This window comes from uncultured Aquimarina sp. (assembly GCF_947492405.1).
Lineage (GTDB): Bacteria > Bacteroidota > Bacteroidia > Flavobacteriales > Flavobacteriaceae > Aquimarina.
Map to the genome: position 1 here is coordinate 657,710 of NZ_CANLMP010000003.1, position 21,733 is coordinate 679,442.

General features: G+C 31.8%; 23 protein-coding genes. 17 read left to right on the plus strand and 6 right to left on the minus strand.

Going from position 1 to position 21,733, the window contains the following annotated elements; all coding sequences use genetic code 11:
- Positions 1-2: 2 nt before the first annotated feature.
- The 4 genes from Q0829_RS14425 (at position 3) to Q0829_RS14440 (ending at position 4,044) form a co-directional block, all read left to right on the plus strand.
- The gene (locus Q0829_RS14425; RefSeq protein WP_298544234.1) at positions 3-503 is read left to right on the plus strand and encodes a hypothetical protein; all 501 of its coding nucleotides are present in this window, start codon (positions 3-5) and stop codon (positions 501-503) included.
- Positions 504-511: 8 nt separating this feature from the next.
- Complete coding sequence (locus Q0829_RS14430; RefSeq protein WP_298544236.1) at positions 512-1,462, plus strand: XdhC/CoxI family protein; 951 nt, start codon at positions 512-514, stop codon at positions 1,460-1,462.
- 92 nt (positions 1,463-1,554) lie between these two features.
- Entirely contained in the window at positions 1,555-2,031 is a 477-nt protein-coding gene (locus Q0829_RS14435) for a nucleoside deaminase (RefSeq protein WP_298544240.1), read from the plus strand.
- A 168-nt stretch (positions 2,032-2,199) separates the two neighbouring features.
- On the plus strand, positions 2,200-4,044 hold the full coding sequence (locus Q0829_RS14440; protein ID WP_298544242.1) for a PLP-dependent transferase: 1,845 nt from the start codon (positions 2,200-2,202) through the stop codon (positions 4,042-4,044).
- 420 nt (positions 4,045-4,464) lie between these two features.
- Here the strand turns inward: Q0829_RS14440 and Q0829_RS14445 are convergent, their stop codons facing one another.
- Positions 4,465-5,421 carry a hypothetical protein gene (locus Q0829_RS14445; protein ID WP_298544246.1) on the minus strand — a complete coding sequence of 319 codons (957 nt, stop codon included), beginning with the start codon at positions 5,419-5,421 and terminating at the stop codon, positions 4,465-4,467.
- Positions 5,422-5,784: 363 nt separating this feature from the next.
- Between Q0829_RS14445 and Q0829_RS14450 the strand changes: the two genes are divergently transcribed.
- From Q0829_RS14450 to Q0829_RS14465, 4 genes are all read left to right on the plus strand, one after another.
- Entirely contained in the window at positions 5,785-5,976 is a 192-nt protein-coding gene (locus tag Q0829_RS14450) for a cold shock domain-containing protein (RefSeq protein WP_091410689.1), read from the plus strand.
- Between the two features lie 248 nt (positions 5,977-6,224).
- A complete protein-coding gene (locus Q0829_RS14455) occupies positions 6,225-7,064 on the plus strand; it encodes an alpha/beta hydrolase (RefSeq protein WP_298544248.1) in 840 nt (279 codons plus the stop codon).
- Positions 7,057-7,551 (plus strand): RNA polymerase sigma factor, encoded by a 495-nt coding sequence (locus Q0829_RS14460; protein WP_298544251.1) that lies wholly within the window; start codon positions 7,057-7,059, stop codon positions 7,549-7,551. The genes Q0829_RS14455 and Q0829_RS14460 overlap by 8 nt, the downstream gene beginning before the upstream one ends.
- On the plus strand, positions 7,544-8,146 hold the full coding sequence (locus Q0829_RS14465) for a hypothetical protein (protein WP_298544253.1): 603 nt from the start codon (positions 7,544-7,546) through the stop codon (positions 8,144-8,146). The genes Q0829_RS14460 and Q0829_RS14465 overlap by 8 nt, the downstream gene beginning before the upstream one ends.
- A 13-nt stretch (positions 8,147-8,159) precedes the next feature.
- Here Q0829_RS14465 and Q0829_RS14470 read toward each other — a convergent pair whose 3' ends face one another.
- Complete coding sequence (locus Q0829_RS14470; RefSeq protein WP_298544254.1) at positions 8,160-9,242, minus strand: acyloxyacyl hydrolase; 1,083 nt, start codon at positions 9,240-9,242, stop codon at positions 8,160-8,162.
- A 162-nt stretch (positions 9,243-9,404) separates the two neighbouring features.
- Between Q0829_RS14470 and Q0829_RS14475 the strand changes: the two genes are divergently transcribed.
- From Q0829_RS14475 to Q0829_RS14490, 4 genes are all read left to right on the plus strand, one after another.
- A complete protein-coding gene (locus Q0829_RS14475) occupies positions 9,405-10,157 on the plus strand; it encodes a DUF5995 family protein (protein WP_298544258.1) in 753 nt (250 codons plus the stop codon).
- Positions 10,158-10,222: 65 nt separating this feature from the next.
- Entirely contained in the window at positions 10,223-10,414 is a 192-nt protein-coding gene (locus Q0829_RS14480; RefSeq protein WP_298544261.1) for a hypothetical protein, read from the plus strand.
- 4 nt (positions 10,415-10,418) lie between these two features.
- Positions 10,419-10,856, plus strand: coding sequence for a nucleoside deaminase (locus Q0829_RS14485; protein ID WP_298544263.1), 438 nt, complete (start codon positions 10,419-10,421; stop codon positions 10,854-10,856).
- 412 nt (positions 10,857-11,268) lie between these two features.
- Positions 11,269-12,168 carry a glycoside hydrolase family 16 protein gene (locus Q0829_RS14490; protein ID WP_298544266.1) on the plus strand — a complete coding sequence of 300 codons (900 nt, stop codon included), beginning with the start codon at positions 11,269-11,271 and terminating at the stop codon, positions 12,166-12,168.
- Positions 12,169-12,392: 224 nt separating this feature from the next.
- Here Q0829_RS14490 and Q0829_RS14495 read toward each other — a convergent pair whose 3' ends face one another.
- Positions 12,393-12,758, minus strand: a complete 366-nt coding sequence (locus tag Q0829_RS14495) for a hypothetical protein (RefSeq protein WP_298544269.1) — start codon at positions 12,756-12,758, stop codon at positions 12,393-12,395.
- 579 nt (positions 12,759-13,337) lie between these two features.
- Between Q0829_RS14495 and Q0829_RS14500 the strand changes: the two genes are divergently transcribed.
- Positions 13,338-13,847, plus strand: a complete 510-nt coding sequence (locus Q0829_RS14500) for a DinB family protein (protein WP_298544271.1) — start codon at positions 13,338-13,340, stop codon at positions 13,845-13,847.
- A gap of 10 nt (positions 13,848-13,857) precedes the next feature.
- On the opposite strand, the gene Q0829_RS14505 is transcribed toward Q0829_RS14500, so the two are convergent.
- On the minus strand, positions 13,858-14,628 hold the full coding sequence (locus Q0829_RS14505) for a phosphatase PAP2 family protein (protein WP_298544274.1): 771 nt from the start codon (positions 14,626-14,628) through the stop codon (positions 13,858-13,860).
- 310 nt (positions 14,629-14,938) lie between these two features.
- On the opposite strand from Q0829_RS14505, the gene guaB reads away from it, so the two are divergent.
- The gene (guaB, locus tag Q0829_RS14510; RefSeq protein WP_298544276.1) at positions 14,939-16,411 is read left to right on the plus strand and encodes an IMP dehydrogenase; all 1,473 of its coding nucleotides are present in this window, start codon (positions 14,939-14,941) and stop codon (positions 16,409-16,411) included.
- A gap of 82 nt (positions 16,412-16,493) precedes the next feature.
- Here the strand turns inward: guaB and Q0829_RS14515 are convergent, their stop codons facing one another.
- Together Q0829_RS14515 and Q0829_RS14520 are read right to left on the minus strand one after the other, a co-directional pair.
- Positions 16,494-17,000: an OmpH family outer membrane protein gene (locus Q0829_RS14515; RefSeq protein ID WP_298544278.1), complete on the minus strand. Its 507-nt coding sequence runs from the start codon at positions 16,998-17,000 to the stop codon at positions 16,494-16,496.
- Positions 17,001-17,089: 89 nt separating this feature from the next.
- Positions 17,090-17,329 carry a hypothetical protein gene (locus Q0829_RS14520; RefSeq protein ID WP_298544280.1) on the minus strand — a complete coding sequence of 80 codons (240 nt, stop codon included), beginning with the start codon at positions 17,327-17,329 and terminating at the stop codon, positions 17,090-17,092.
- A 265-nt stretch (positions 17,330-17,594) separates the two neighbouring features.
- Here Q0829_RS14520 and Q0829_RS14525 point away from each other — a divergent pair, with 265 nt between their 5' ends.
- Genes Q0829_RS14525 through Q0829_RS14535 form a run of 3 tightly spaced genes read left to right on the plus strand, consistent with a single transcriptional unit; the run spans position 17,595 to position 21,732 of the window.
- The gene (locus Q0829_RS14525) at positions 17,595-19,469 is read left to right on the plus strand and encodes a peptidylprolyl isomerase (protein ID WP_298544282.1); all 1,875 of its coding nucleotides are present in this window, start codon (positions 17,595-17,597) and stop codon (positions 19,467-19,469) included.
- Entirely contained in the window at positions 19,470-20,318 is an 849-nt protein-coding gene (locus Q0829_RS14530) for a peptidyl-prolyl cis-trans isomerase (RefSeq protein WP_298544285.1), read from the plus strand.
- The gene (locus tag Q0829_RS14535) at positions 20,302-21,732 is read left to right on the plus strand and encodes a peptidylprolyl isomerase (RefSeq protein ID WP_366893320.1); all 1,431 of its coding nucleotides are present in this window, start codon (positions 20,302-20,304) and stop codon (positions 21,730-21,732) included. Before Q0829_RS14530 ends, Q0829_RS14535 begins: the two co-directional genes overlap by 17 nt.
- The last annotated feature ends 1 nt before the right edge of the window (position 21,733 follow it).

The following is a 21,733-nucleotide window of genomic DNA, read 5'->3' on the forward strand; positions in this document are numbered from 1 at the left end:
CCTTGAGCAAAACCATAAAACTACAATACACTAAAACTAATATTCTAAAAGGAGCTATTATCTATAGTTCTGGGGATTTGATCGCTTCACTACTATTAGGAGAATTTTCTATATATCGATTATTGGGTATGATCTTATTAGGAGCAACACTATATGCCTTAGAAATCCCAAATTATTTTGCCTGGATAGAAGTTAAAACAAAGAACCTAACAGGAACTAAAAAAACACTTGTTAAAACAGGATTAGCGATTCTCTATTTTAATCCGTTATGGATCGCTCGTCATTTGTTGTTTATCAAACTTTTTTCAGGAAATTTTAATCAAATCGACTTAAATTTGCTGAAAATAGCGTGGTTATCATTTTTGGTCAATATCCCTATATCGTTTGTAGCTAATTATTTAATTCAGAATAAAGTAACCTTAGGTTGGCGATTTTTGGCTAGTGCTATCTTCTCTGCGTTAATGGCTATTTATTATGCATTGAGTGAAGTGATTTTCAATTAACAAAACGTATGAAATTCTGGCAACATCTTTTATCAAAATTACAAGATTCCCAAAACGTCTATTTACTAACCGTAATAGAAAACATTGGTAGTTCACCTGGAAGAAAAGGATTTAAAATGCTAGTTGCTGAAGATGGTTTTATTTTTGGTTCTATTGGAGGAGGCGTTATGGAATTTTCATTGGTAGAAGAAACCAAAAAAATGCTACAAGATGGAGATTTGAAAATATTTTTAAAAAAGCAAGTACATAAAGGCCACAAACAAGACGGATCTGGAATGATTTGTTCAGGAGAACAGACAGTGGTCTTTCATCCTTTAGATGCAAGTCATATTTCGGCTATTGAAGGTGTTTTAGATTGTTTGCAGGCTAATACCAAAGGAACATTGACACTAACATCTATGGCTATCAATTTTTCTAATGAGCTAATGGAAGACAAGTTTGAATATCAGATAACTTCTACTAAAGACTGGTTTTTTAAAGAATATATCGGATTTAGAAATACATTATATATCGTTGGAGGAGGACATGTAAGTGTTGCAGTTTCTGAATTGTTTGTTACTCTTGGTTTTTACGTATTGGTTTTTGACAATCGAGAACATCTAAATACTATTGAGTTAAATACAAGTGCACATCAGAAATTAATAATAGATTTTAATGAGATAGCGAATTATATTTCAGAAGGCCCGGAGAATTATGTTGCAATTATGACGAACAAATACACTGATGATAAACTGGTATTAAGTAAACTTATTAGAAATAGCTTCGCTTACTTAGGTGTGCTTGGGAGTACAGCAAAGTTAGAAACAATGTGGAAGGTTTTACAAAAAGAAGGTGTTACAATGTCTCAATTAAACATTGTTCATGCACCTATAGGACTTGCTATAAAAAGTCAAACTCCTCATGAAATAGCAGTAAGTATTGCTGCTCAGGTTATTAAAATCAAAAACAAGAATCAATAATATATTTTGTTTCTTAACCTAAAAAAGATACATTTCCATCCGATTTTAATTCATAGTTGAATAGACATACTAAAACATTAAATTATATAGAAATGACAGAAGAGGATAAGAAATTTATGAGGCGTGCAATTGAACTTGCAGAAAATGGTATGGATTCTAATACAGGAGGTCCATTTGGAGCAGTGATTGTAAAAAATGGAGAGATAATAGCAGAAGGATGCAATAAAGTTACATCGCAAAATGATCCTACAGCGCACGCAGAAGTAGATGCTATCCGTACTGCCTGTAAAAAATTAAACACTTTTCAGTTAGAAGATTGCATTATTTATACCTCTTGTGAGCCTTGTCCTATGTGTTTGGGAGCCATCTATTGGGCAAGACCTAAAAAAGTTTTTTACGGTTGTACGCGCGAAGATGCTGCGGATATAGAATTTGATGACCAATTAATTTATGATGAGATTGCAGTAGGTATTGATAATAGACAAATAGAGTTCACAAACGTATTGCGGGATGAGGCATTAAAAGTTTTTCAAAAGTGGGATTCAAAAACTGACAGAACTGAATATTAATGAATTTTTTTAAAAATTAACTCGGAGAATCGTGTAAGAAAGATTCTCAAAACCGACAGATGTATGATTAGTTGTCTTATGATATGAAAGACGGATGAAATGTTCGGAGACACTTTTAAAAAAAAATCTAATTAATGTATATTGACAGCCTATCTAAAGGTGAAAGTTATGGGAGCAAATAAAAAGCTAAATTATATTAAAGATGTATTAGAAAATATACCAACTAATTGGTTAGATCTAACTACTCATCGACTAGATGTTTATAATGAAGAACTGGCTAAAACTCAATTCTTAAAACAGTTTGAAAGCTTATTTAATGATAATAATTCTACAACATCAGCATTAGCTGAATTACCAACCGCTTATGACTATATTAGATTAGGTCATCCATTATCTTGTGTACTAGAATGGGGAATTGCTAACTTAAATAGTTTAAAACCTGAAAACGTGATAAGTTTTTCATCAAAGATGATCCCTATCCTGGCAATTCTAAGAAAAAACTTATTTGATCATAAAAACACTCGAATTATTTATACAAATGAATTGCCTCATTTCTTTGATGCTGAAATATTAAAGAATGTCTATGGCTATCAGTTTGATTTAAAGCAGGTTAAAGATGTGTCGGCTATTCCTGAGTTCAATGGTAGTACGATTTTAATTTCAGAGGAAAGTGAAATTAATGCTATTGGTCTTATTCCTAGTATTGACTTTTTTATTAACATTTATCATGACTTAGGAAGTGTTTTATTAGTAAATGGAAAGCAAAATGAAAGTTACATTTCAGAAATTCAGCATGTAAGAAGAAGAGAAACTATTGCTATGACTCCGGCTAATTGTTTTATTGTATTATCTGCTCTAGCAGAGAAGTCTTCTTTTGATAGTAAGAAAAGTAATGTGGAGACAAACAAAAGACTTGTCTTAGATTCGATTACAGAAATTACAGGTGCAAATACAAAACCATTGGTTGGTTCTAGTGGTCTATCTATTCAATATGCCATTATGATGGGGTTAGTTCACGATGCGCAAGAAAAACATCATGGAAAAGCTATTAAATTTATTGTTCCACCAAATTGTTATGGAGGTACAAATGATCAGGCAAGACGCGTTGCTGCTTGTATTGATAACGTAGAAGTGATGGACTTACCAGTAGATGGTGATAATGATATGGTGCAGAGCATAGATATAGTTCTGGATAAAATTGCTAATGAAGATGCTGTCCCTTATATAATTGCTGAAATCCCAACAAATCCTAGGGTTGAAGTTCCGGATCTGATACAATTAAAGGAGGTTTTAAGTAAAACACGTAAAACAGCAAAAGATGAAGTTGCCATTGATCCGGTTTTTATATTAGATCAAACATTTTGTCCTAATGTACTTTTTTTGGGAGAAGGTGAAATACTTTCAACCGTTCGTGCTATATCATACGCTAGTGGATCAAAATTTCCAAGTGGCGGAAAATGTACAGCTGGATATGTGGTAGGGAATAAAAAAACAGATGCTTTACTAGAGAAAATAGAATTACATCTTAATCTTTGTGATAATGAAGCAACTCCGTTACAATACGAGATATTAGCAAAACAGCTACCTTCAATGAACCAAAGAATTATTGAAGCTTATCGCAATACTCGTGAATTTGTGAATTTTATTAATGACACTTTACCAGAAGCGAAAATGAATTTTGTTTCAGAAGAATTGGCAGATCAGGGATTTACTCCATCAGTGTTTTCATTAGATCTACCAACCAAAGGAAATACAGAAGAAGAAAAAGAATCTTATAAACGATCATTAAATCATAAACTAATTAATTTGATGATCACAGAAATTCCCAATGAAAGTAAATACTGTGTAAGTTATGGGCAGTTAAAAGGATGCTACTGGACAATACCTGCAACATCTACCCAAGGGACTACTAAAGAAGGTGATAAAGACTATATTGCCCGTGTAGCACTTTCTCCTAATATGGATCTAGAACTTCATAAGAAGGTTTTTTTAGATTTTGTCAAGAAAATTTGATTATGATGGAAAATCAAGTAGTCTATTAGTTTATCCATTTTAAGGCTTTTTATAACCATTTTCTTAGAAAATTATGAACTGACAGTTGCTGCTTTAGTTTTGGTTTTCAGGATTTAGACTTAAAACGAGTTAAAAAGAAACATTGAATGCTATTGATAATCATGTGTCATTTGAAACTCGTTTATAAAATCTAATTTTTGACTATCTCCGTATAGCATATCCGCAAGAAGAAGGCAGTTCTTTTAGAAAATTCATTACCAATTTAAAGCTGAATCTAAAATGTGTTTTTAAAAATATCATAACATCCCTTTAGTATATAACGCTTAATTGTAGGTTATACCCTACCATTTTGTTGTTTAGACTAAATGGAATCAGTAATCCTTATTCAAGAATACATATAGAAAAATAACGTTCTGGATATTACAAATGACAATCTTTCATAGATTCATAATAGTTGCGATACTCATCATAGCTTACTTTTTTCCTGCCTTTTTCTAACACAATTGTATCCTGATTAGAGAATTCTGAAAAAGGAACTGTTTTTTTAGGAAAACCTTCTATAACTATTTCAAAATAACTGTTTGGTGTAATGTTATTGGTATCAATTTCTATGCTAAATTTACCATCATAATCTGAAAAAGCGTATGAACAAGAAGTATCAGATAATTGCAATTTTACGACAGCAATGGGTACAATAGATCCATCTGGTTTATGAATGTTACCTTCGATTGTTTGTATTCTGGTTGTGATATCAGGAGTAGTAGAGGTTAACGCAGTACTTGTATCTTCTCCTTCTGTTTTTATATTTCCAGAAAGATCTTCGATTGTCCAATTATCAAGTTTTTCACCTTTTTTATAAGCTCCTTTCACAATAACACCAGATGCATCTTGACGCCAATAATCACCGTGCTTTTTCCCATTCTTGTAGTTAACCTTTTCTTTGGATCCCCCTTTTGTGATATACCATAAACCTTGTTTTTGCCCTTTTTCATAATTTCCTTCCTCGCTAAAAGTAAATCCATTGTCCGAATTATAATAATAACCATTTCTTTGATCATCCTCATAATTCTCTATTGTTGATAAATCTAAAGACCCTTTTTTTCTAAAAATCAGAAAATGTAGCCATTCTCCGTGCTTTTTACCTTTTCTATATTCAATTTTATGAATACCTATTAGTTCTTTGTCTTTAAATTCTCGTACATAATATTTTCCATTAAGCTCATTCTCTTGATTGATTTCAATTAGCTCGTTATATTCATCATTAGTAAGTTGTATATATCCTCCTTCAATAGGAGATTGTCCTTTCATAACAAAAGAAAAAAGCAATGATAAGATCAATATGATTGGACTATGTCTCTTTATTTTAATATGTAGCATTTGTGTGATTTTTTTCCCGTGATAACGATTAAAGTTAGGTTATTTTTATTGTTTTTCAAATAGTAGTGATCAATTCACAAACTATTAGCGCTACTATTATATAACAAATACAATACCATTTTGTTACCTTCTTTTATTTATGTGATAGAAAATTAAAGATGTATATATGGAATTGTTAATTTATAAAGTCAATTATTTGTTTAGTGGGGTGCTTTTTATTTAATAAAAGATCAATGGTATTACCATAACCAATATAAATTTTTTATTCGTAGCTTTACCATTAACGAATATATGCCTAATTTTTAAAACTCACATTTGGCATCATCTTTGTAAATCAATAAATAATTAATTTAAATTTTAACAATGAACAAAGGAACAGTAAAATTCTTCAATGACGCCAAAGGATTTGGATTCATAACGGAAGAAGGTTCAAACAAAGAACATTTTGTACACATTTCAGGATTAGTAGACGAAATTCGTGAAGGCGATGCAGTTGAATTTGATCTACAAGAAGGTAAAAAGGGTTTAAACGCAGTAAATGTAAAAGTAATTTAATATATACTACATAACTTTTTTAATAGATGAGCCTATCAATTTTGATAGGCTTTTTTAATGGGTTATGTTATGGAATATTTACATTTAATCATTGTAGGTGATTCTGAATTATTATAAAACACCATACTTTATTTGATGTTTAATGGTTGATAAACAAGTGGTTATTGTTTATTTGTTCGTTTTTTTAGAAGGATGGTGTAACAATTTGTAATCCTTTGCGTCAAAGGGGAAATCAAAAACAAAACATCATGAGAAATTTAAAAATCACCTTTGTATTACTTGTAATTGTTAATCTGGCTTTTAGTCAAGCCCCTGCAATCACCATAGAAATATCGGGAAATGGAAGTCCTGTTTTATTTTTACCAGGTTTTACCAATCCTGGATCAATTTGGGATGAGACTGTTGCTAATTTACAGGGTGACCAACAATATTACGTAGTATCATATGCTGGATTTGATGGTAAAGCACCTATAGAGATGCCATGGTATGATACAATTAAGAAAGAATTGGTTGACTATATTAAAGAAAAAAAACTAACGGATGTTACCATTATTGGTCATAGTATGGGAGGAAATCTAGCAGTAGATATTGCTGCTATTTTACCTGATACGATAAAAGGTCTAGTACTTGTAGATTCGATTCCTTGTATGCGTGAATTAATGATGCCAGGCGTTCCAGAAAGTCAAATTCAGTATGAAAGTCCATATAATAAACAGATGCTGGCAATGAATGATGATCAGTTTAAACAAACTGCTATGATGATGGCTCAAAACATGACTAATAAAAAGGATAAAGTTGATACTTTGCTTAATTGGATACTAAAAGCAGATCGAAAAACATATGTGTACGGATATACGGATCTTTTAAAATTGGACCTTAGAGAGGTGTTAAATAAAATTACTGCAAAAACTTTAATTTTAGGAACAGCTTTTCCTACTATCGAAATGGCAAAAACAAATTACGAAAAACAATATGCTGCCCTATCTGATAAGACCATAGAGATGATACCCGACAGTAAGCACTTTATTATGTTTGATCAACCAGAATTATTTTATGAAAAAGTAAATGCTTTCTTGATCAATGAGTAAGAAGAACCAGCAACTTTTCGAAACAATCTACAAGGAATGCTATCCAATGGTATTACAAATGTGTCTGGGATATATGAAAGGAGATACTGATTTAGCCAATGATTTATCTCAAGAAGTATTCATCAATATATGGAATGCAATGGGAGGCTTTATGGGTAAATCCAGTCATAAAACCTGGGTATATCGGATCACAGTAAATACTTGTCTACAGCATATCAGAAAAGAACAAAAGAATAAAAAAGTATCTATAGAAAAAGTTGAATATGCTCTGGCAGAAGAACCTTCAGAGCTAACTTCAGACCAAAATAGGAGCCTTTATCTTGCTATAGGTGCCTTAGAAAAAGTAGATAGATTATTAATTATGATGGTTTTAGATGGACAGGATTATGATACTATATCAGAAATTATGGGAATAAAACCGACGAATGTAAGAGTAAAGATCCATAGGATTAAAAAAAGACTTAAAAAAATATTAGATCATGAGTAACGAATTTGAAGCATTGCAGAATCAATGGCAAACAGATAAAAGCAGTATTGAGAGTAGATCATATGATATGGAAGCCCTTTTATTATCAATAAGAAAAAAGAAAAGCTGGAGTACACGTTTTCATTATGGAAATATCTTAGTTTTATCCATAGTTTTGATTGGAATCACCGCTTTTTTCTATTTTGTAGCGCCTGTACAAGAGGTATTGAGCAGAGTAGGAGTAGGACTAATGATAGGTGGATTATTAATGAGAATTATTATAGAGATCATTAGTGTGTCTAAAGCAAAAAAAATCAATGTGGTGGATGATGCATTACAGACAACGAATGATACGATTAGTTTTTATGATTTCAGAAAAACCATTCATGGACCCATAACTATTGGAATCATAGGTTTATATACGATAGGTTTTTATATGATAACTCCAGAGTTTAGTTTGTATTTTGAGACTTGGCAACTGATTTTAATAGATGTTTCATACATTATCGGTGCAATCATTCCTTTTATGGCGGTTCGAAAAAATATTAAGAAAGAAATAAAGATTTTATCAGAAATCATCGAGTTAAAAAAGAAGATAACCGAAGAAGGCATATAATGAAAATAATACACTAATTGATAAGATATATTAATCTACCATCCATATGGTCGGCAACTTTACCATAGGCTATTAGAGACGCGCCAATGGTCCAGCGTTTAGAGGATCCAATGCTGTACCAAAAAGAATATCGCTGATATAACCAATTTTCTTGAATATTCTTAGGACGTGTTAGGTAAAAACCAAACTGTTGTAAAAAATAAAAATCACCAATAGAGAAATGGTGCCCGGCAGTAATGGCTGAGGAAAAAGCGGAATCATTAATTCCTTGCTTTCTTGCAATTTCTCGGTCAGAGTAATCATACCAAAATTCTATACCAGTATTTAAACCATTGATACCAGATACTGGTTTTAGAATTCCACCCATAAACCCAATCAAAAGATGATTACTGGCTTCAGCATCTCTATCAGATGATCTCAGACTAGCAAATGTGCCCATATAATAATCAAATGAAGTGTCATAAGAGCGTAAGGATTTGGGTTTACGTTTTAGTGGGGTATTGTTGATTATTTTGTCAACACCAATAGAAAGTGTCGGAAAGTTCATCCCCTTATTAGGTTGCTTTTGGCCTCCGTTAGAAATGTGATTATAGTTCGCAGATAAATTTATAGAATAACCATCACTAATATGGTAATTAAGATTAAGAGACAAAGCTAGATAAAAGCTAAAATGAGTGCTAAATAATACGTTCTCGGGGTTTGTTTCTTCATCAAATTTTTTATTAAGATAAGTACCTCCTATAGAACCTCTTAGAGAAAATTTTAAAGGACCTCGGTATGTAAAATAAGGTTCTACAAAGTAAATCAAGTTATAAGAACTACCTAGTACATCAGGATTGTTGTAATTATAATAGGCAAAAGAAAAGCCTGACCTACCATAGCAAAAACAGGTTTTCCAAGCCTTATCGCTCGTTTTTAGCCAACTATACTCTAGTTGTATTCCGTAAGGATTCGTTTGCGAAATAGATTTTAATTCAGGTGAATGCGCTAAAATAAAACCATAATGCGATTTTACACCATAAAAAGTAGGATTCGATTGAGCCCAAAATGGAGCATATCCTAATATTAGTGCTAATAATAAAGTTGCCTTTTTCATTGCAAATCAGTGTCTTATTAAATTTACTGAAAATTAAATTAAGAGAAATGAAATCTTAAATAAATTAGAATTTTAGGTAAGCTTGCGACTTCTTTCCAAAATCAATATACTCCTTGAAAATTATTAGTACATTAGAGGGAATCAATAGTATATAACTACATTTTGGAACAAATCAGAACCATAGATGATGTCATCGTTTCTTTAGATAATATTATTCTGAAATCACAAACTAATAATGATCCACTAGGATATTTTGCTGCATTGTATAGAAGAGTAACCTTAAAAGTCAAGGAAGGTATAGAGAATAATTTTTTTGATGATGGTCCCAGAATGGAAAAGCTGGATGTGATTTTTGCTAGTAGGTATCTAGATGCATATTTTGATTATCAGGAAAACAAACCAGTAACAGATTCTTGGGAAATAGCTTTTAATATCTCTAAAGACTATTGGCCAATAGTATTACAGCATCTATTAGTTGGGATAAACGCACATATTAATTTAGATTTGGGTATTGCAGCGGCAGAAGTTTCCAGAGGAAAAAATATAGAAGATCTTAAAGGAGATTTTGATAAAATCAATGAGATACTTTCATCCTTAGTAACAGAAGTTGAGAGTGATTTGGCTAATATTTGGCCAACACTAAAAAAGATTCTAAAATTCACTAATAAAGTAGATAACTTTCTTGTGGATTTTAGTATGGAATTAGCTAGAGATGGAGCCTGGAAATTTGCTAAAGAAGTAGCTGCGACTACAAATGATGAATTAAAAGTGATCATTGAACAAAGAGATCAAAAAGTAGCACAAAAAGTTTCGATAATTACTAATCCAGGATTTATCGCAAGAATCGTACTAGGGATTATAAGGATAAGTGAACGCGGAGCTGTTTCGGCAAAAATTCAGGAATTGTTACATTGAATAAGCTTATGAAAAATGAAAATTTTGCTGTATTCAAATTATTAATAGAGTGCTTAGAAAATAAAATGTATTCTTCACTTGAAATTAAACAAATAGGAATTAAATATTATTTGATTATCCACCATGAAACGTTTTCCAAGACTTATATCGATCGTTTTGGGAAACGAAAGGAGTATACTCATATATGGCAAATGACGAATTGGTTAGAAGAAGCTTTTAACATTAATAAAGAAGAATTAAAAATTCCCAAATATTAAACGTATGGATAAATTTATGCTAGCTACAATAGAAGAAGCAAAAAAAGGACTAAAAGAAGGGGGCGTACCTATTGGATCAGTCATTGTATACCGAGATAAGATCTTGGGCAGAGGACATAATAAAAGGATTCAAGAAGGAAGTGTAGTACTTCATGGAGAAATGGATGCGCTTGAAAATGCAGGTAGACAACCTGCTTCTGTTTATAAAGAATGTACTTTATATACGACATTGTCACCCTGTTCTATGTGCACTGGAGCTATATTGCTATACGGAATCCCTAAAGTTGTTATTGGTGAAAACGAAACGTTTTTGGGATCTGAAGCTCTTTTAAAAGAAAATGGAGTAGAGGTGATTGTTCTTGATAATAAGGAGTGCAAAGATTTAATGAATACTTTTATAAAAAATAAACCTGAAATCTGGAATGAAGATATCGGGGAGTAAATAAAGCATATTTAGAGTAAGATATCATCCATTTTTTTATTTTTTCTGCTCAAGTCTTTATACAGGAAATGATACTATTTTTTTGGTTTCAAAAATATAAATAGGACATTTCTTAATAAAAGATATAAGATATGAGTTTGATTTTGAGTGTTTTTACTATTGAAACATCTTAAAATTTTCTTATGTTTTTAAAATTTAACTAAATAAATGTGAAAAAAACAACGCAAACGTTTGCGTTGCTAGAATTCTTACAAATCCTTGTAGGATCTTGGTTTTTGTAATTTTGATTTTTGATTATTGTTAAAAAATTAATATTAAAATAGAATATTCAATATAGTTTAATAGCTTTATTTAACAAATTGATAAAACAGTTGGTAATTTGGTTACATAATCATTAACCAAAAATAATATTATGAGAATGTTAGTCAAATCTTTTGGAGTTTTGTTATTAGTTTATCTTATATCTGCCTGTGAAACGGAAGATGTCATCCTCGAAGAATCTTCGAATGATATAGAAAGTATAGATGAATTAACTGAAAAGGCTGGGCCTTGGAGTAGACAATTTACAGATAATTTTAATGCTAATGGTAATTTGAACAAATGGGAAAGAACGCATAATAGAGCGGATTATAATTCTAGTCGTTGTACTTACAGAAACTGGAATGCAGAAATAGCAAGTCTTGATGGGCGTAGTTGTTTGCGTTTGCAAGCTTATAAATCAGGTAATGACTCCTATGAATCTGGGCACGTAAAATCTAATTTTGATTTTCATCCAGCAAGGAATGAGGAGTATAGATTAACTGCAAGAATTAAATTAATCGCCAAAGAAGGAAATAATTATAAAGGATTTGCCGACACGTATGGTGCATGGCCAGCATTTTGGACCGTGAATGAAAGAAGTAATACGTGGCCTACCCGTGGAGAAATTGATATTATGGAAGGATATTCTTTTGGTAATTCAGCAAGATTTGCCAGTAATTTATTTTATGGTCAAAACTATTTACAAAATCAGCTAGGTACCAATGCCGAAAGAGGTTATAATGTGGGAGAAGGATGGCATACTTATCAACAAAGATGGATCAATAGAAATGGTTCAGTGACAGTTCAAATTTATGTAGATGGTAATCGTGTTGCGAACTACACCAATAGCGTAGATAACGACCTAAGGCTCGAAAATTTTAAAGATCACAATATTATATTTAATTTGAATGTAGGTTCTGATACAGGTATTTTTAATAATTCCAGAATAAATATTTTTTGGAATACTTATATGTATGTGGATTATGTTAGATTGGATAAGAGAAGTCTCTAAAGATCAATATTGTCAAAGCTAAATTTGCTATCTCTGGCTAACATGTTGACTTATTTTAAAGCTTCAAAAAAGATTTAACCTAAATAGATATAGAATTAATCTATGTATAAAGAATGCGTAGGGCTTTTGAGAAATCTATGGAAGAATAAGGTTAGCCAACTAAATTAATTTAAAAAGGGTTGTCAATACTATTTAGTATTTGGCAACCCTTTCGCGGTTGGTTATTAAGGTCGCTGTATTGTTATATTCGTAGCATCACTTTCTGCACAATTATTTGTTTTTTGGGTGATAGATAATGAATCTCCTATTCCGGCATTAGATTGACCAAAAGGAGCAAAAAAACTTCCATCATTATTGGCTCTTACTGTAGTCGATATACCTACAGCATCTGTAATAGTTACAGTAGCTCCTGGTTTTACAGATCCGGCGCTGCCACTAATAGCTAATCCTCCTGCAGCGATGGTGATCGTTGCTTTAAGATTTTCTGCATCTGGTTTTGGGCATTTTTCTTTTCCACAAGTAATTCCAAGAAATGAAATAGTAAATACAATTAAAAAATTTGTAATTCTTTTAGAATTAATGATGATCATGTTTAGGTGTTTTAGGTTTAAATTAGCACCATCTAAGTAGGTAAATCTAGAAGAAGAGATTTGTTATAATAGATTCTTATTTTTTATAGTTTAAAATAGGATATCACAAAAAAGCCTAAAAAAAATAATTACCACTTAGTTTTGAATACTTCCACTATTGTCAGAAATGTATACAATTACATTTATCTAGTTTTTTCTTACCCTCCGTTCTGACTGGCCCATACTCAAAAAAGAGAGTTTTTGGCGTTATAATTTCTTAGGCTTTTTGTTTATTACATATATTGAATTTGGCTAACTCAAATAATTATAAGAACTTCAATATTGTTTTTCCAAAAGTAAACGATACTATCCTATGTGCAAAGAGTGAAATAACTGATTTTAATAGGGGTTTGTTACCCTTTTCTAATAGGGGTAATATTTTCAGTATATGTGTTTACGGAGATAATAAATAACTCTAAAGAAATAGTAATGTAGAAGTATTGAATAAGGTTCGAGCTTTTTGCAGACTAAATTTTTTTTTATTTTTTAAAAGATGTGTTTAATTAGTAAGATGATTTTAGAAATTCTAATGTAAAAAATATGAACCATAAACTATTAATTAAAGGTTTACAAAAAAACAAACTAGTCTTTAAAGAACTTTTAGAAGGTATTCCAAAAGAAGAGTATGTGTGGAAGGATAAACCAAGCAGATGGTGTTTGTTAGAAATAGTTAGTCATCTGTATGATGAAGAACATGAGGATTTTAGAAAAAGAACGAAACATATACTTGATACTCCTGATCAGCAATTTGCGCCAATCGATCCCGAAGGTTGGGTCGAGGAACGAAGATATATAGAACAAGCGTATGAGGTAATGCTACATCGTTTTTTAGAAGAACGACAGGCATCTATAAACTGGTTAACATCTCTAATTAATCCAAAATGGGAAAATATAACCCATCATCCTGATATAGGACCAATGACTGCTCATCAGTTTTTAGCCAATTGGTTGGCACATGACTACCTCCATTTTAATCAAATCACTAAACTAAAATTAGATTATTTAAAATACGTGTCTAAAGAAAATTTCTCTTATGCAGAAGGTTTGTAATTTGTTAGAATTAAAAAGACTTAGAAAAGTATAATCCTACACTATCGCCTGTAAATTGTGGTGCGAAAGCAATATCTTCTGAGTTTTTGAAGGGGTTCCAAGAGATAAGATGTTCATAATGATATACTAATCGAGTCGTTAAGATTCCGATACCTGCGCCAACCAATACATCAGAGAGGTAGTGTTTATTATTCATCATCCTTAGACTACCAGTAGTAACTGCAAAAAAATATCCACTATATGCTAAAAGTGGGCTAGAATCTATGAATTCTTCGTATAAAACAGCCGCAGAAACAAAAGCCATAGAAGTATGTCCAGAAGGAAAAGAATTTAATTTTGATGGATCCCCTGGTCTTGGTTTACCAACTTCTTTTTTCAGTATCGTTGTTGCGGCACTGGTTACTATAGATGATATTAAAAGGTTTTTAGTTTGATCAAACCAATGATTTCTGGATGCAACGCCAAAAATATCAGCTGCATACATCTGAACGATCGGTGCATATCTTGTATAATCATCAAGACCAAAATAAAAATCATTTCCAACCGAACTTCTAATATCCTTTTGCAATGATTTTTCAAAATCACTTGTTGATAGAAGAATACCAGAAGCCATCAGTGTAATAGGCACTACTCTTTTGGTAAATAAACTCTTTTTGGATTTCTTACGTTCAGTTTGTTTAGAAGTTTTGAATTGAACTTTGGTAAGAGGGGATTCTGTAAACTGGGCATTTGTAATATTGATACATAAGCATACCAATAGCAGGCTAATACTAATTCTCATAGGTTATTCTTTTTTGGGGCTTTAGGTGATTTGGGATCTACCTGAACGAAATATACTGTTTAAATATTAAATTAATGTTAAATTAATGAACGTTTTATCAACGTTTTTTACAATAATATATTGCTTAAAATTATTTTAATAAGTTTAAAACCAGTGTTTAAGGCTGTTTCAAGTGTTTTTTGATGACGAGTGAGCATCTAAATTTTTTGCTTTACTTTATCCGAAAAATAAAAAGGATATTACTCTCGTTGTTTTTATAGGATTCCTTTAAAAAAGACTTATATTTGCACGCAATTAAATCTTAATTGCGATGACAGCACACGAGTCCAAAATCCTTGGAGAAGGTCTTACCTATGATGACGTACTTTTAGTCCCTGCATTTTCTGAGGTGTTACCACGAGAAGTAAGTATTCAAACAAAATTTACTAGAAATATAACCATTAATGTTCCTATAGTTTCTGCTGCTATGGACACAGTTACAGAAAGTCGTATGGCTATTGCTATGGCGCAAGAAGGAGGCATAGGTGTGTTGCATAAAAACATGACTATTCAGGAACAGGCGATGAAGGTTCGTAAAGTTAAAAGAGCAGAAAGTGGAATGATCATAGATCCTGTTACCTTACCATTAGATGCAAAAGTAGCTGATGCTAAAAATAATATGCGAGAGCACAGTATTGGCGGGATTCCTATCGTAGATGATAATAATAAACTACTGGGTATTGTTACTAATAGAGATTTACGTTTTGAAAAAAATAATGAAAGACCTATATCAGAAGTAATGACTAGTGAGAATCTGGTTACAGTAGGAGAAGGAACTTCATTACAGGAAGCAGAAGTTATACTGCAAAATAATAAGATTGAAAAGTTACCGGTAGTAAATGATAAAAATACATTGGTAGGTTTGATAACGTTTAGAGATATCACTAAGCTTACATTGAAACCAAGTGCCAATAAAGATAATTTAGGACGTCTTAGAGTAGCTGCAGCGATTGGCGTTACGGGAGATGCAGTCGATCGAGCAGAAGCTTTAGTGAAAGCCGGAGTAGATGCTGTAATTATTGATACAGCTCATGGGCATACCAAAGGAGTCGTGGCTGTTCTTAAAGAAGTTAAAAAGAAATTTCCAAATCTAGATGTAGTAGTTGGTAATATTGCAACTGCAGAGGCAGCCAAATATTTAGTAGAAGCTGGTGCCGATGCTGTAAAAGTAGGGATTGGACCAGGATCTATATGTACAACCAGAGTAGTTGCTGGAGTTGGATTTCCCCAGTTTTCGGCAGTTTTAGAAGTTGCCTCAGCGATTAAAGGATCTGGTGTTCCGGTTATCGCAGATGGAGGAATTAGATATACAGGTGATATACCTAAGGCCATCGCTGCTGGAGCAGATACTGTAATGTTAGGATCTTTATTAGCAGGAACAAAAGAATCTCCAGGCGAAACCATTATTTATGAAGGTAGAAAATTTAAATCTTATCGCGGAATGGGATCTGTAGAAGCAATGAAGCAAGGGTCAAAAGATAGGTATTTTCAGGATGTAGAAGACGATATTAAGAAATTAGTTCCGGAAGGAATTGTAGGACGTGTAGCGTATAAAGGAGAATTGTACGAAAGTATTCATCAATTTGTTGGAGGACTACGTGCCGGAATGGGATATTGCGGAGCTAAAGATATAGCCACATTGAAAGAAACTGGTCGTTTTGTTAAAATTACGGCAAGTGGAATCAACGAAAGCCATCCTCACGATGTTACTATTACTAAGGAAGCACCTAATTATAGTAGATAAGTAACTGTAAAAAAAAAGACATAAAAAAACGCTTCAAAATAACTTGAAGCGTTTTTTATATGTTATAATTCTATCTTATTTCTTATTGTAAGGGAATACCTAGTTTAGTCATTACTGTTTTGGTAAGATCAAAATTAGGATCGATATAAGCTAATCCGCTCGTTGTAATTGTCAATACTTGAGTATATCCTTCAGCTTTAGCAACCTCTTCTAATGCTTTACCTATTTTAGTGTATAAAGGTTGTAAGAGTCTGTTTTGTTCTATTTGAACTAATTGAGATCCATTCTGACGGAATTTAGCAATATCATTTTCTAAAGCAATAATTTCTTCCTGCTTTGTTTTTTTAATAGGTTCAGTCATTGCAGCTACACCTTCCTGATACGCTTTTACTTTTGCTTGGTAATCCTCAACTTTTACCTTTAGATCAGCTTCTAACTTGGCATTGTACACTTTTAATTCTTCCTGTACTTTAGTAAGTTCCGGTAATTTAGAAAGAATAAATTCGCTATCGATTGTTCCTACCTTAGATTGTGCAATCGTTTGTGCACTAATGATCAATAATAAAATTGGAAATAGTATGTTTTTCATTCTTATTTTTTTAATTCTTGATTTAAAATTTTTGCAAATATATAAGGTCTAAGACAATATACGTGCCAAGAAAAATATTTTTTAAAAATCTATTCTTCATATAGTTGACCTCGATGAGGTTTTAAAGCATCTCTTGTAACTTTCATTTCAGAATCCGTGACGATCATAAAAGCAATACTATGCATGTCGTTTATGTCTTGATAACCAGTAATATTAATAGATAATTTTTCTGAAATGATATATTCTTTAAGATGAATTTCATGATGCTCAGCCGTTTTACTTGCTGCGGGACCTCTAAAATCCCAAATGAGTTTTAATTTTCTTTCCAATGTGTATTATAAATTGTTTAGATATTAACAAAGTGATATAAAATTACAAGATAAGGAGATTAGTAAAATTTTAAAAGGTATTTAATACTATATTGCCATTATCATTCGTTACAAGAAAGAGCTTGCAAAACGCATTAATATTGTTATTTTTGTCCGATTGGGGACTTTATTAAAGAGAACTATGCACAAAAAATCTATCTTACTTTTTTTAGGAGTAATATTTTGCTCCTTCCTATATGGTCAACAAAAAGACTCTGTACTTCTAATGATCAATAATTCACCTGTCTATACATCTGAGTTTAAACGGGTATATCTTAAAAACATTGATCTGGTAAAAGATGAATCTCAAAAAGATATCGATGAATATCTAGAGCTTTTCATTAATTATAAATTAAAATTAGAGGAAGCTAAAGAACAAGGTCTCAATAAGAAGCAGTCCTATATTAAAGAACTTGAAGGGTATAAAAAACAACTGTCCTCTGGATATCTTACAGATACAAAAGCTTCGGATGCATTGGTCAAAGAGGCTTATGACCGCTTACAGGAAAGAGTGAATGCAAGTCATATTTTAGTTCAGCTTCAATCTGGTGCATCTCCTAAAGATACCTTAATAGCATATCAGAAGATTACTGAAGCTAGAAATAAAATTATTAGTGGGACTGATTTTAAAGAAATAGCCACTCAATATAGTCAAGATCCTTCTGTAAATAAAAACGGAGGTGATTTAGGTTGGTTTTCAGCCTTTAGAATGGTATACCCTTTTGAGCAAGCGGCTTTTACAACAAAAGTAGGAGAAGTTTCAGAACCGTTTAAAACACGTTTTGGATATCATATTGTAAAGGTTAATGATAGGCAAAAAGCATTAGGAGAAGTTACAGTAGCTCATATAATGGTTGCTTTTAATAAAGAAAGAACCGAAGATGAAGCAGAAAAAAGAATTAAAGAGATTGGTTCTCAATTAAAACAAAATGCTTCTTTTAAATCTTTAGCAAAACAGTATAGTGATGATCGTAATACAGCTGTTAATGGGGGTGAAATAAATCGTTTTGGACAAGGAGCTTTAAATTCTGAGAATTTTGAGAAAGCGGCTTTTGCTTTACAATCACCAGGAGAAGTTTCTAAACCTGTTAAAACAAAATATGGCTGGCACATCATAAAATTATTAGAGAAACACCCTCCTAAAGCTTTTGAAGAATTAAAGGGAGAACTTACTCAAAAAATTAAAAAGGATAGTAGATCTCAATTAATTACGAAGTCTTTTATTAATTCTCTTAAAGAGAAGTATGCTTTAAAAAGAAATGAAGAATCGATAGCGTATTTTAAAAAGATTGTACCGGCTACTATTTTTAAGGAAAAATGGGAAGCCCCAGACAGTGATCCAATGATGGAGAAGCCTTTATTTTCTATAGGTGACCAAAGTTATTTATATATGGATTTTGCCAAGTTTATACAACAAAGAGATGCTAGTAAAAGCAGAATTTCGGATGTGGCTATCTATGTAGATACGATGTATGATGAATATGAGTCCGCTCAGTTGCTTGGATATTATGAAGAACATTTAGAAGAAGATAATCAGGATTTTGCCAATGTGATTTCAGAGTATAGAGATGGATTGTTATTATTCGATTTAATGGAGTCTAAAATATGGAATGCAGCAAAAACTGATTCTGTAGGACTCAAAAAATTCTATGAATCCAGAAAAGAAACGTATCTTAAAGAAGAAACGTATAAGGTTATAAAAGCATCTTCCTCTAATCAAGAATTAATAGGAAAAGTGAAAACTCTTATTGGAAAAGGAAAATCCGTTGAAGAAATTAAAAAAGAAGTGAACGTATCGGATACAGATAAAGTGCTCTTCTCTGAAGAAGAGTTAATTAAAGGAGAAATCCCAATTACCAATAGTTTTTCTGGAGAGAAAGGACAAATTGTAAGTATTAATGAGAATGATTATATAACACTATTGAAAGTATTGGAGGTAATGCCGGCTAGAATCAAAACTTTTGAAGAAACTAAGGGTAAAGTAATTAATGATTTTCAAGAAGACTTAGAAAAAAAGTGGTTAAACGAACTTAGAAAAAAATATTCTGTAGAGCTAAACAAAAAGACCTTAAAAAAAATTAAAAAAGACCTATCCATATAAATGCGATACCTCTCAATTATAATACTGTTTCTTTTATTGGTTTCTTGTAGAAATATAAATCGTCAGGCAAATAGAGAAGTAGTAGCAAGAGTAAATGAAACATATCTTTATAAAGACGATGTTAAAAATCTAGTGCCAGATGGCACTGCAAAAGAGGATAGTATTAATATAATAAACAACTATATTAATATTTGGGCAACAAGACAGTTGTTTATAGATCAGTCTAAACGTAATTTAAACGAAACAGAACTTCAGGAATTTGATAACCTTGTAGAGGATTATAAGAGTACCTTATATATTAATGCTTATAAAGATGCTGTGATCAATAAATCCATTAATATGGAGATTACGGAGGAAGATATGAGTTCCTATTATTCAGAAAATTTAGAAAATTTTAATCTTAATGAAGAATTAGTAAAGTTACGTTACTTACATTTGCCACCTGATTATAATAATATTGTTGCAACGCAGACACGTTTTAATCGTTTTAAAGAAGAGGATGAAGAAGATTTGCTGACAAAAAAGTTAGAATTTGTTACTTTTTCTTTTGGTGATTCTATTTGGGTTCAATTTGATCAGGTATTAAATAAAATACCAGTTCTTAAGACTCAGGATAGAAATAAGGTGTTGAAAAAAGGGAAATACATACAATTACGTGATTCTTTGGGAGTATATATGATTAAGATTGAAGAAGTGCTTAAGAAAAACGAAACGGCGCCTTTAACATATATAAGACCAACAATACGACAGATTATATTAAATAAAAGGAAGCGAGAGCTTATAAAAAAATTAGAAAAGGATATTACGAAAGATGCTATTAAAAACAAACAATTTGAAATCTATAATTAAGAATGCTACTTTTCTTGTTGCATTATTACTAGTTGGAACAGGTACTCAGATATATGCTCAGGAAATCATTGAAGATGTAAAGAAGGAAGTAGAGAAAAAGGAAGATTCTGTAAATCCATCTGATAGGATTAAGATCGATGGAGTTGCGGCTGTTATAGGAGAATATGTAATATTGGATAGCGATGTTACGATTGCATATCAACAATTAATAAGCGAAGGTGTTTCTGCTACTGATGTTAGTCGTTGTGAATTGGCTGGAAGTTTATTCGAGAATAAATTATATGCACATCACGCAGTTCAGGACAGTGTTCTCGTTACAGATGCAGAAGTAAGTTCTATGGTAGATCAACAATTAAGTTATATGATCAGAGAGATTGGAACGATAGATAAGGTAATAAAATACTATAGAAAAGAAAGTGAAGAGGATTTTAGAAAAGAGCTTTTCGAAATTAATAAAGGAAATAGATTGGCAGAACAAATGCGTTCTAAAATTGTAGAAGAAGTAGAAGTTACACCAGAAGAAGTAAGAGAATTTTTTGATGAGATTCCGGAAGATGAAAGACCGCTTTTTGGAACAGAATTAGAACTGGCGCAGATTGTAATCGATCCTAAGATACCTGAAGAAGAAGAACAAAAAGTAATTGATAGACTTAAACAGTTTAGAACTGATATTGTAGAGAATGGAAGTAGCTTCGCTACAAAAGCAGTATTATATTCTCAGGACCCTGGATCTAAATCAAAAGGGGGGAAATATACATTAAACCGCCAGACACCATTTGCTAAAGAATTTAAGGATGTAGCATTTAGTTTGCAGGTAGAAGAAGTTAGTGAGCCTTTTAAAACAGATTTTGGATGGCATATCATTCAATTAGATAAAGTTAGAGGAGAAGAAATTGATGTAAGACATATTCTTTTAATTCCGGATGTTACAAGAGAGAGTGTAGAAGTGGCTCAAAAGCTGGTGGATTCTGTTCGTACAGAAATAGTTAATGGAACAATTGGTTTTAAGGATGCTGCAAGAAAGTTTAGCGACGAAAAAGAAACAAAAGAAGATGGAGGACAATTATTAAATCCTACAACAGGTGATACACGTTTTGAACTTACCAAAATTGATCCTATATTGTACGATCAAGTATCAAAATTGAAAACTAATGAAGTTTCATTAGTAATTCCTGATCAAGATCGACAAGGTCGTAAAAAGTTTAAATTAATTACCGTATTGAATCGTTTTGATGAGCATATTGCAGATTATTCTAAAGACTATTTGAAAATACAAGAACTAGCTCTTAGAAAAAAGCAAATTGAAGCAATACGAAAGTGGCAGGAAGAAAAAATTACTGATACCTACATAAAAATTAATGGAGAGTACAGAGACTGTGAGTATAGCGGTAACTGGTTAAAAAAAGAAAAATAAT

Coding starts and splice junctions, on each gene's coding strand:
- Q0829_RS14460 (WP_298544251.1), top strand. CDS start 7,057: ATGAGTAAGAAGAACCAGCAACTTTTCGAAACAATCTACAAGGAATGC.
- Q0829_RS14490 (WP_298544266.1), top strand. CDS start 11,269: ATGAGAATGTTAGTCAAATCTTTTGGAGTTTTGTTATTAGTTTATCTT.
- Q0829_RS14480 (WP_298544261.1), top strand. CDS start 10,223: ATGTATTCTTCACTTGAAATTAAACAAATAGGAATTAAATATTATTTG.
- Q0829_RS14455 (WP_298544248.1), top strand. CDS start 6,225: ATGAGAAATTTAAAAATCACCTTTGTATTACTTGTAATTGTTAATCTG.
- Q0829_RS14435 (WP_298544240.1), top strand. CDS start 1,555: ATGACAGAAGAGGATAAGAAATTTATGAGGCGTGCAATTGAACTTGCA.
- Q0829_RS14525 (WP_298544282.1), top strand. CDS start 17,595: ATGATCAATAATTCACCTGTCTATACATCTGAGTTTAAACGGGTATAT.
- Q0829_RS14530 (WP_298544285.1), top strand. CDS start 19,470: ATGCGATACCTCTCAATTATAATACTGTTTCTTTTATTGGTTTCTTGT.
- Q0829_RS14495 (WP_298544269.1), bottom strand. CDS start 12,758: ATGATCATCATTAATTCTAAAAGAATTACAAATTTTTTAATTGTATTT.
- Q0829_RS14500 (WP_298544271.1), top strand. CDS start 13,338: ATGAACCATAAACTATTAATTAAAGGTTTACAAAAAAACAAACTAGTC.
- Q0829_RS14505 (WP_298544274.1), bottom strand. CDS start 14,628: ATGAGAATTAGTATTAGCCTGCTATTGGTATGCTTATGTATCAATATT.
- Q0829_RS14450 (WP_091410689.1), top strand. CDS start 5,785: ATGAACAAAGGAACAGTAAAATTCTTCAATGACGCCAAAGGATTTGGA.
- guaB (WP_298544276.1), top strand. CDS start 14,939: ATGACAGCACACGAGTCCAAAATCCTTGGAGAAGGTCTTACCTATGAT.
- Q0829_RS14485 (WP_298544263.1), top strand. CDS start 10,419: ATGGATAAATTTATGCTAGCTACAATAGAAGAAGCAAAAAAAGGACTA.
- Q0829_RS14445 (WP_298544246.1), bottom strand. CDS start 5,421: ATGCTACATATTAAAATAAAGAGACATAGTCCAATCATATTGATCTTA.
- Q0829_RS14440 (WP_298544242.1), top strand. CDS start 2,200: ATGGGAGCAAATAAAAAGCTAAATTATATTAAAGATGTATTAGAAAAT.
- Q0829_RS14515 (WP_298544278.1), bottom strand. CDS start 17,000: ATGAAAAACATACTATTTCCAATTTTATTATTGATCATTAGTGCACAA.
- Q0829_RS14465 (WP_298544253.1), top strand. CDS start 7,544: ATGAGTAACGAATTTGAAGCATTGCAGAATCAATGGCAAACAGATAAA.
- Q0829_RS14430 (WP_298544236.1), top strand. CDS start 512: ATGAAATTCTGGCAACATCTTTTATCAAAATTACAAGATTCCCAAAAC.
- Q0829_RS14470 (WP_298544254.1), bottom strand. CDS start 9,242: ATGAAAAAGGCAACTTTATTATTAGCACTAATATTAGGATATGCTCCA.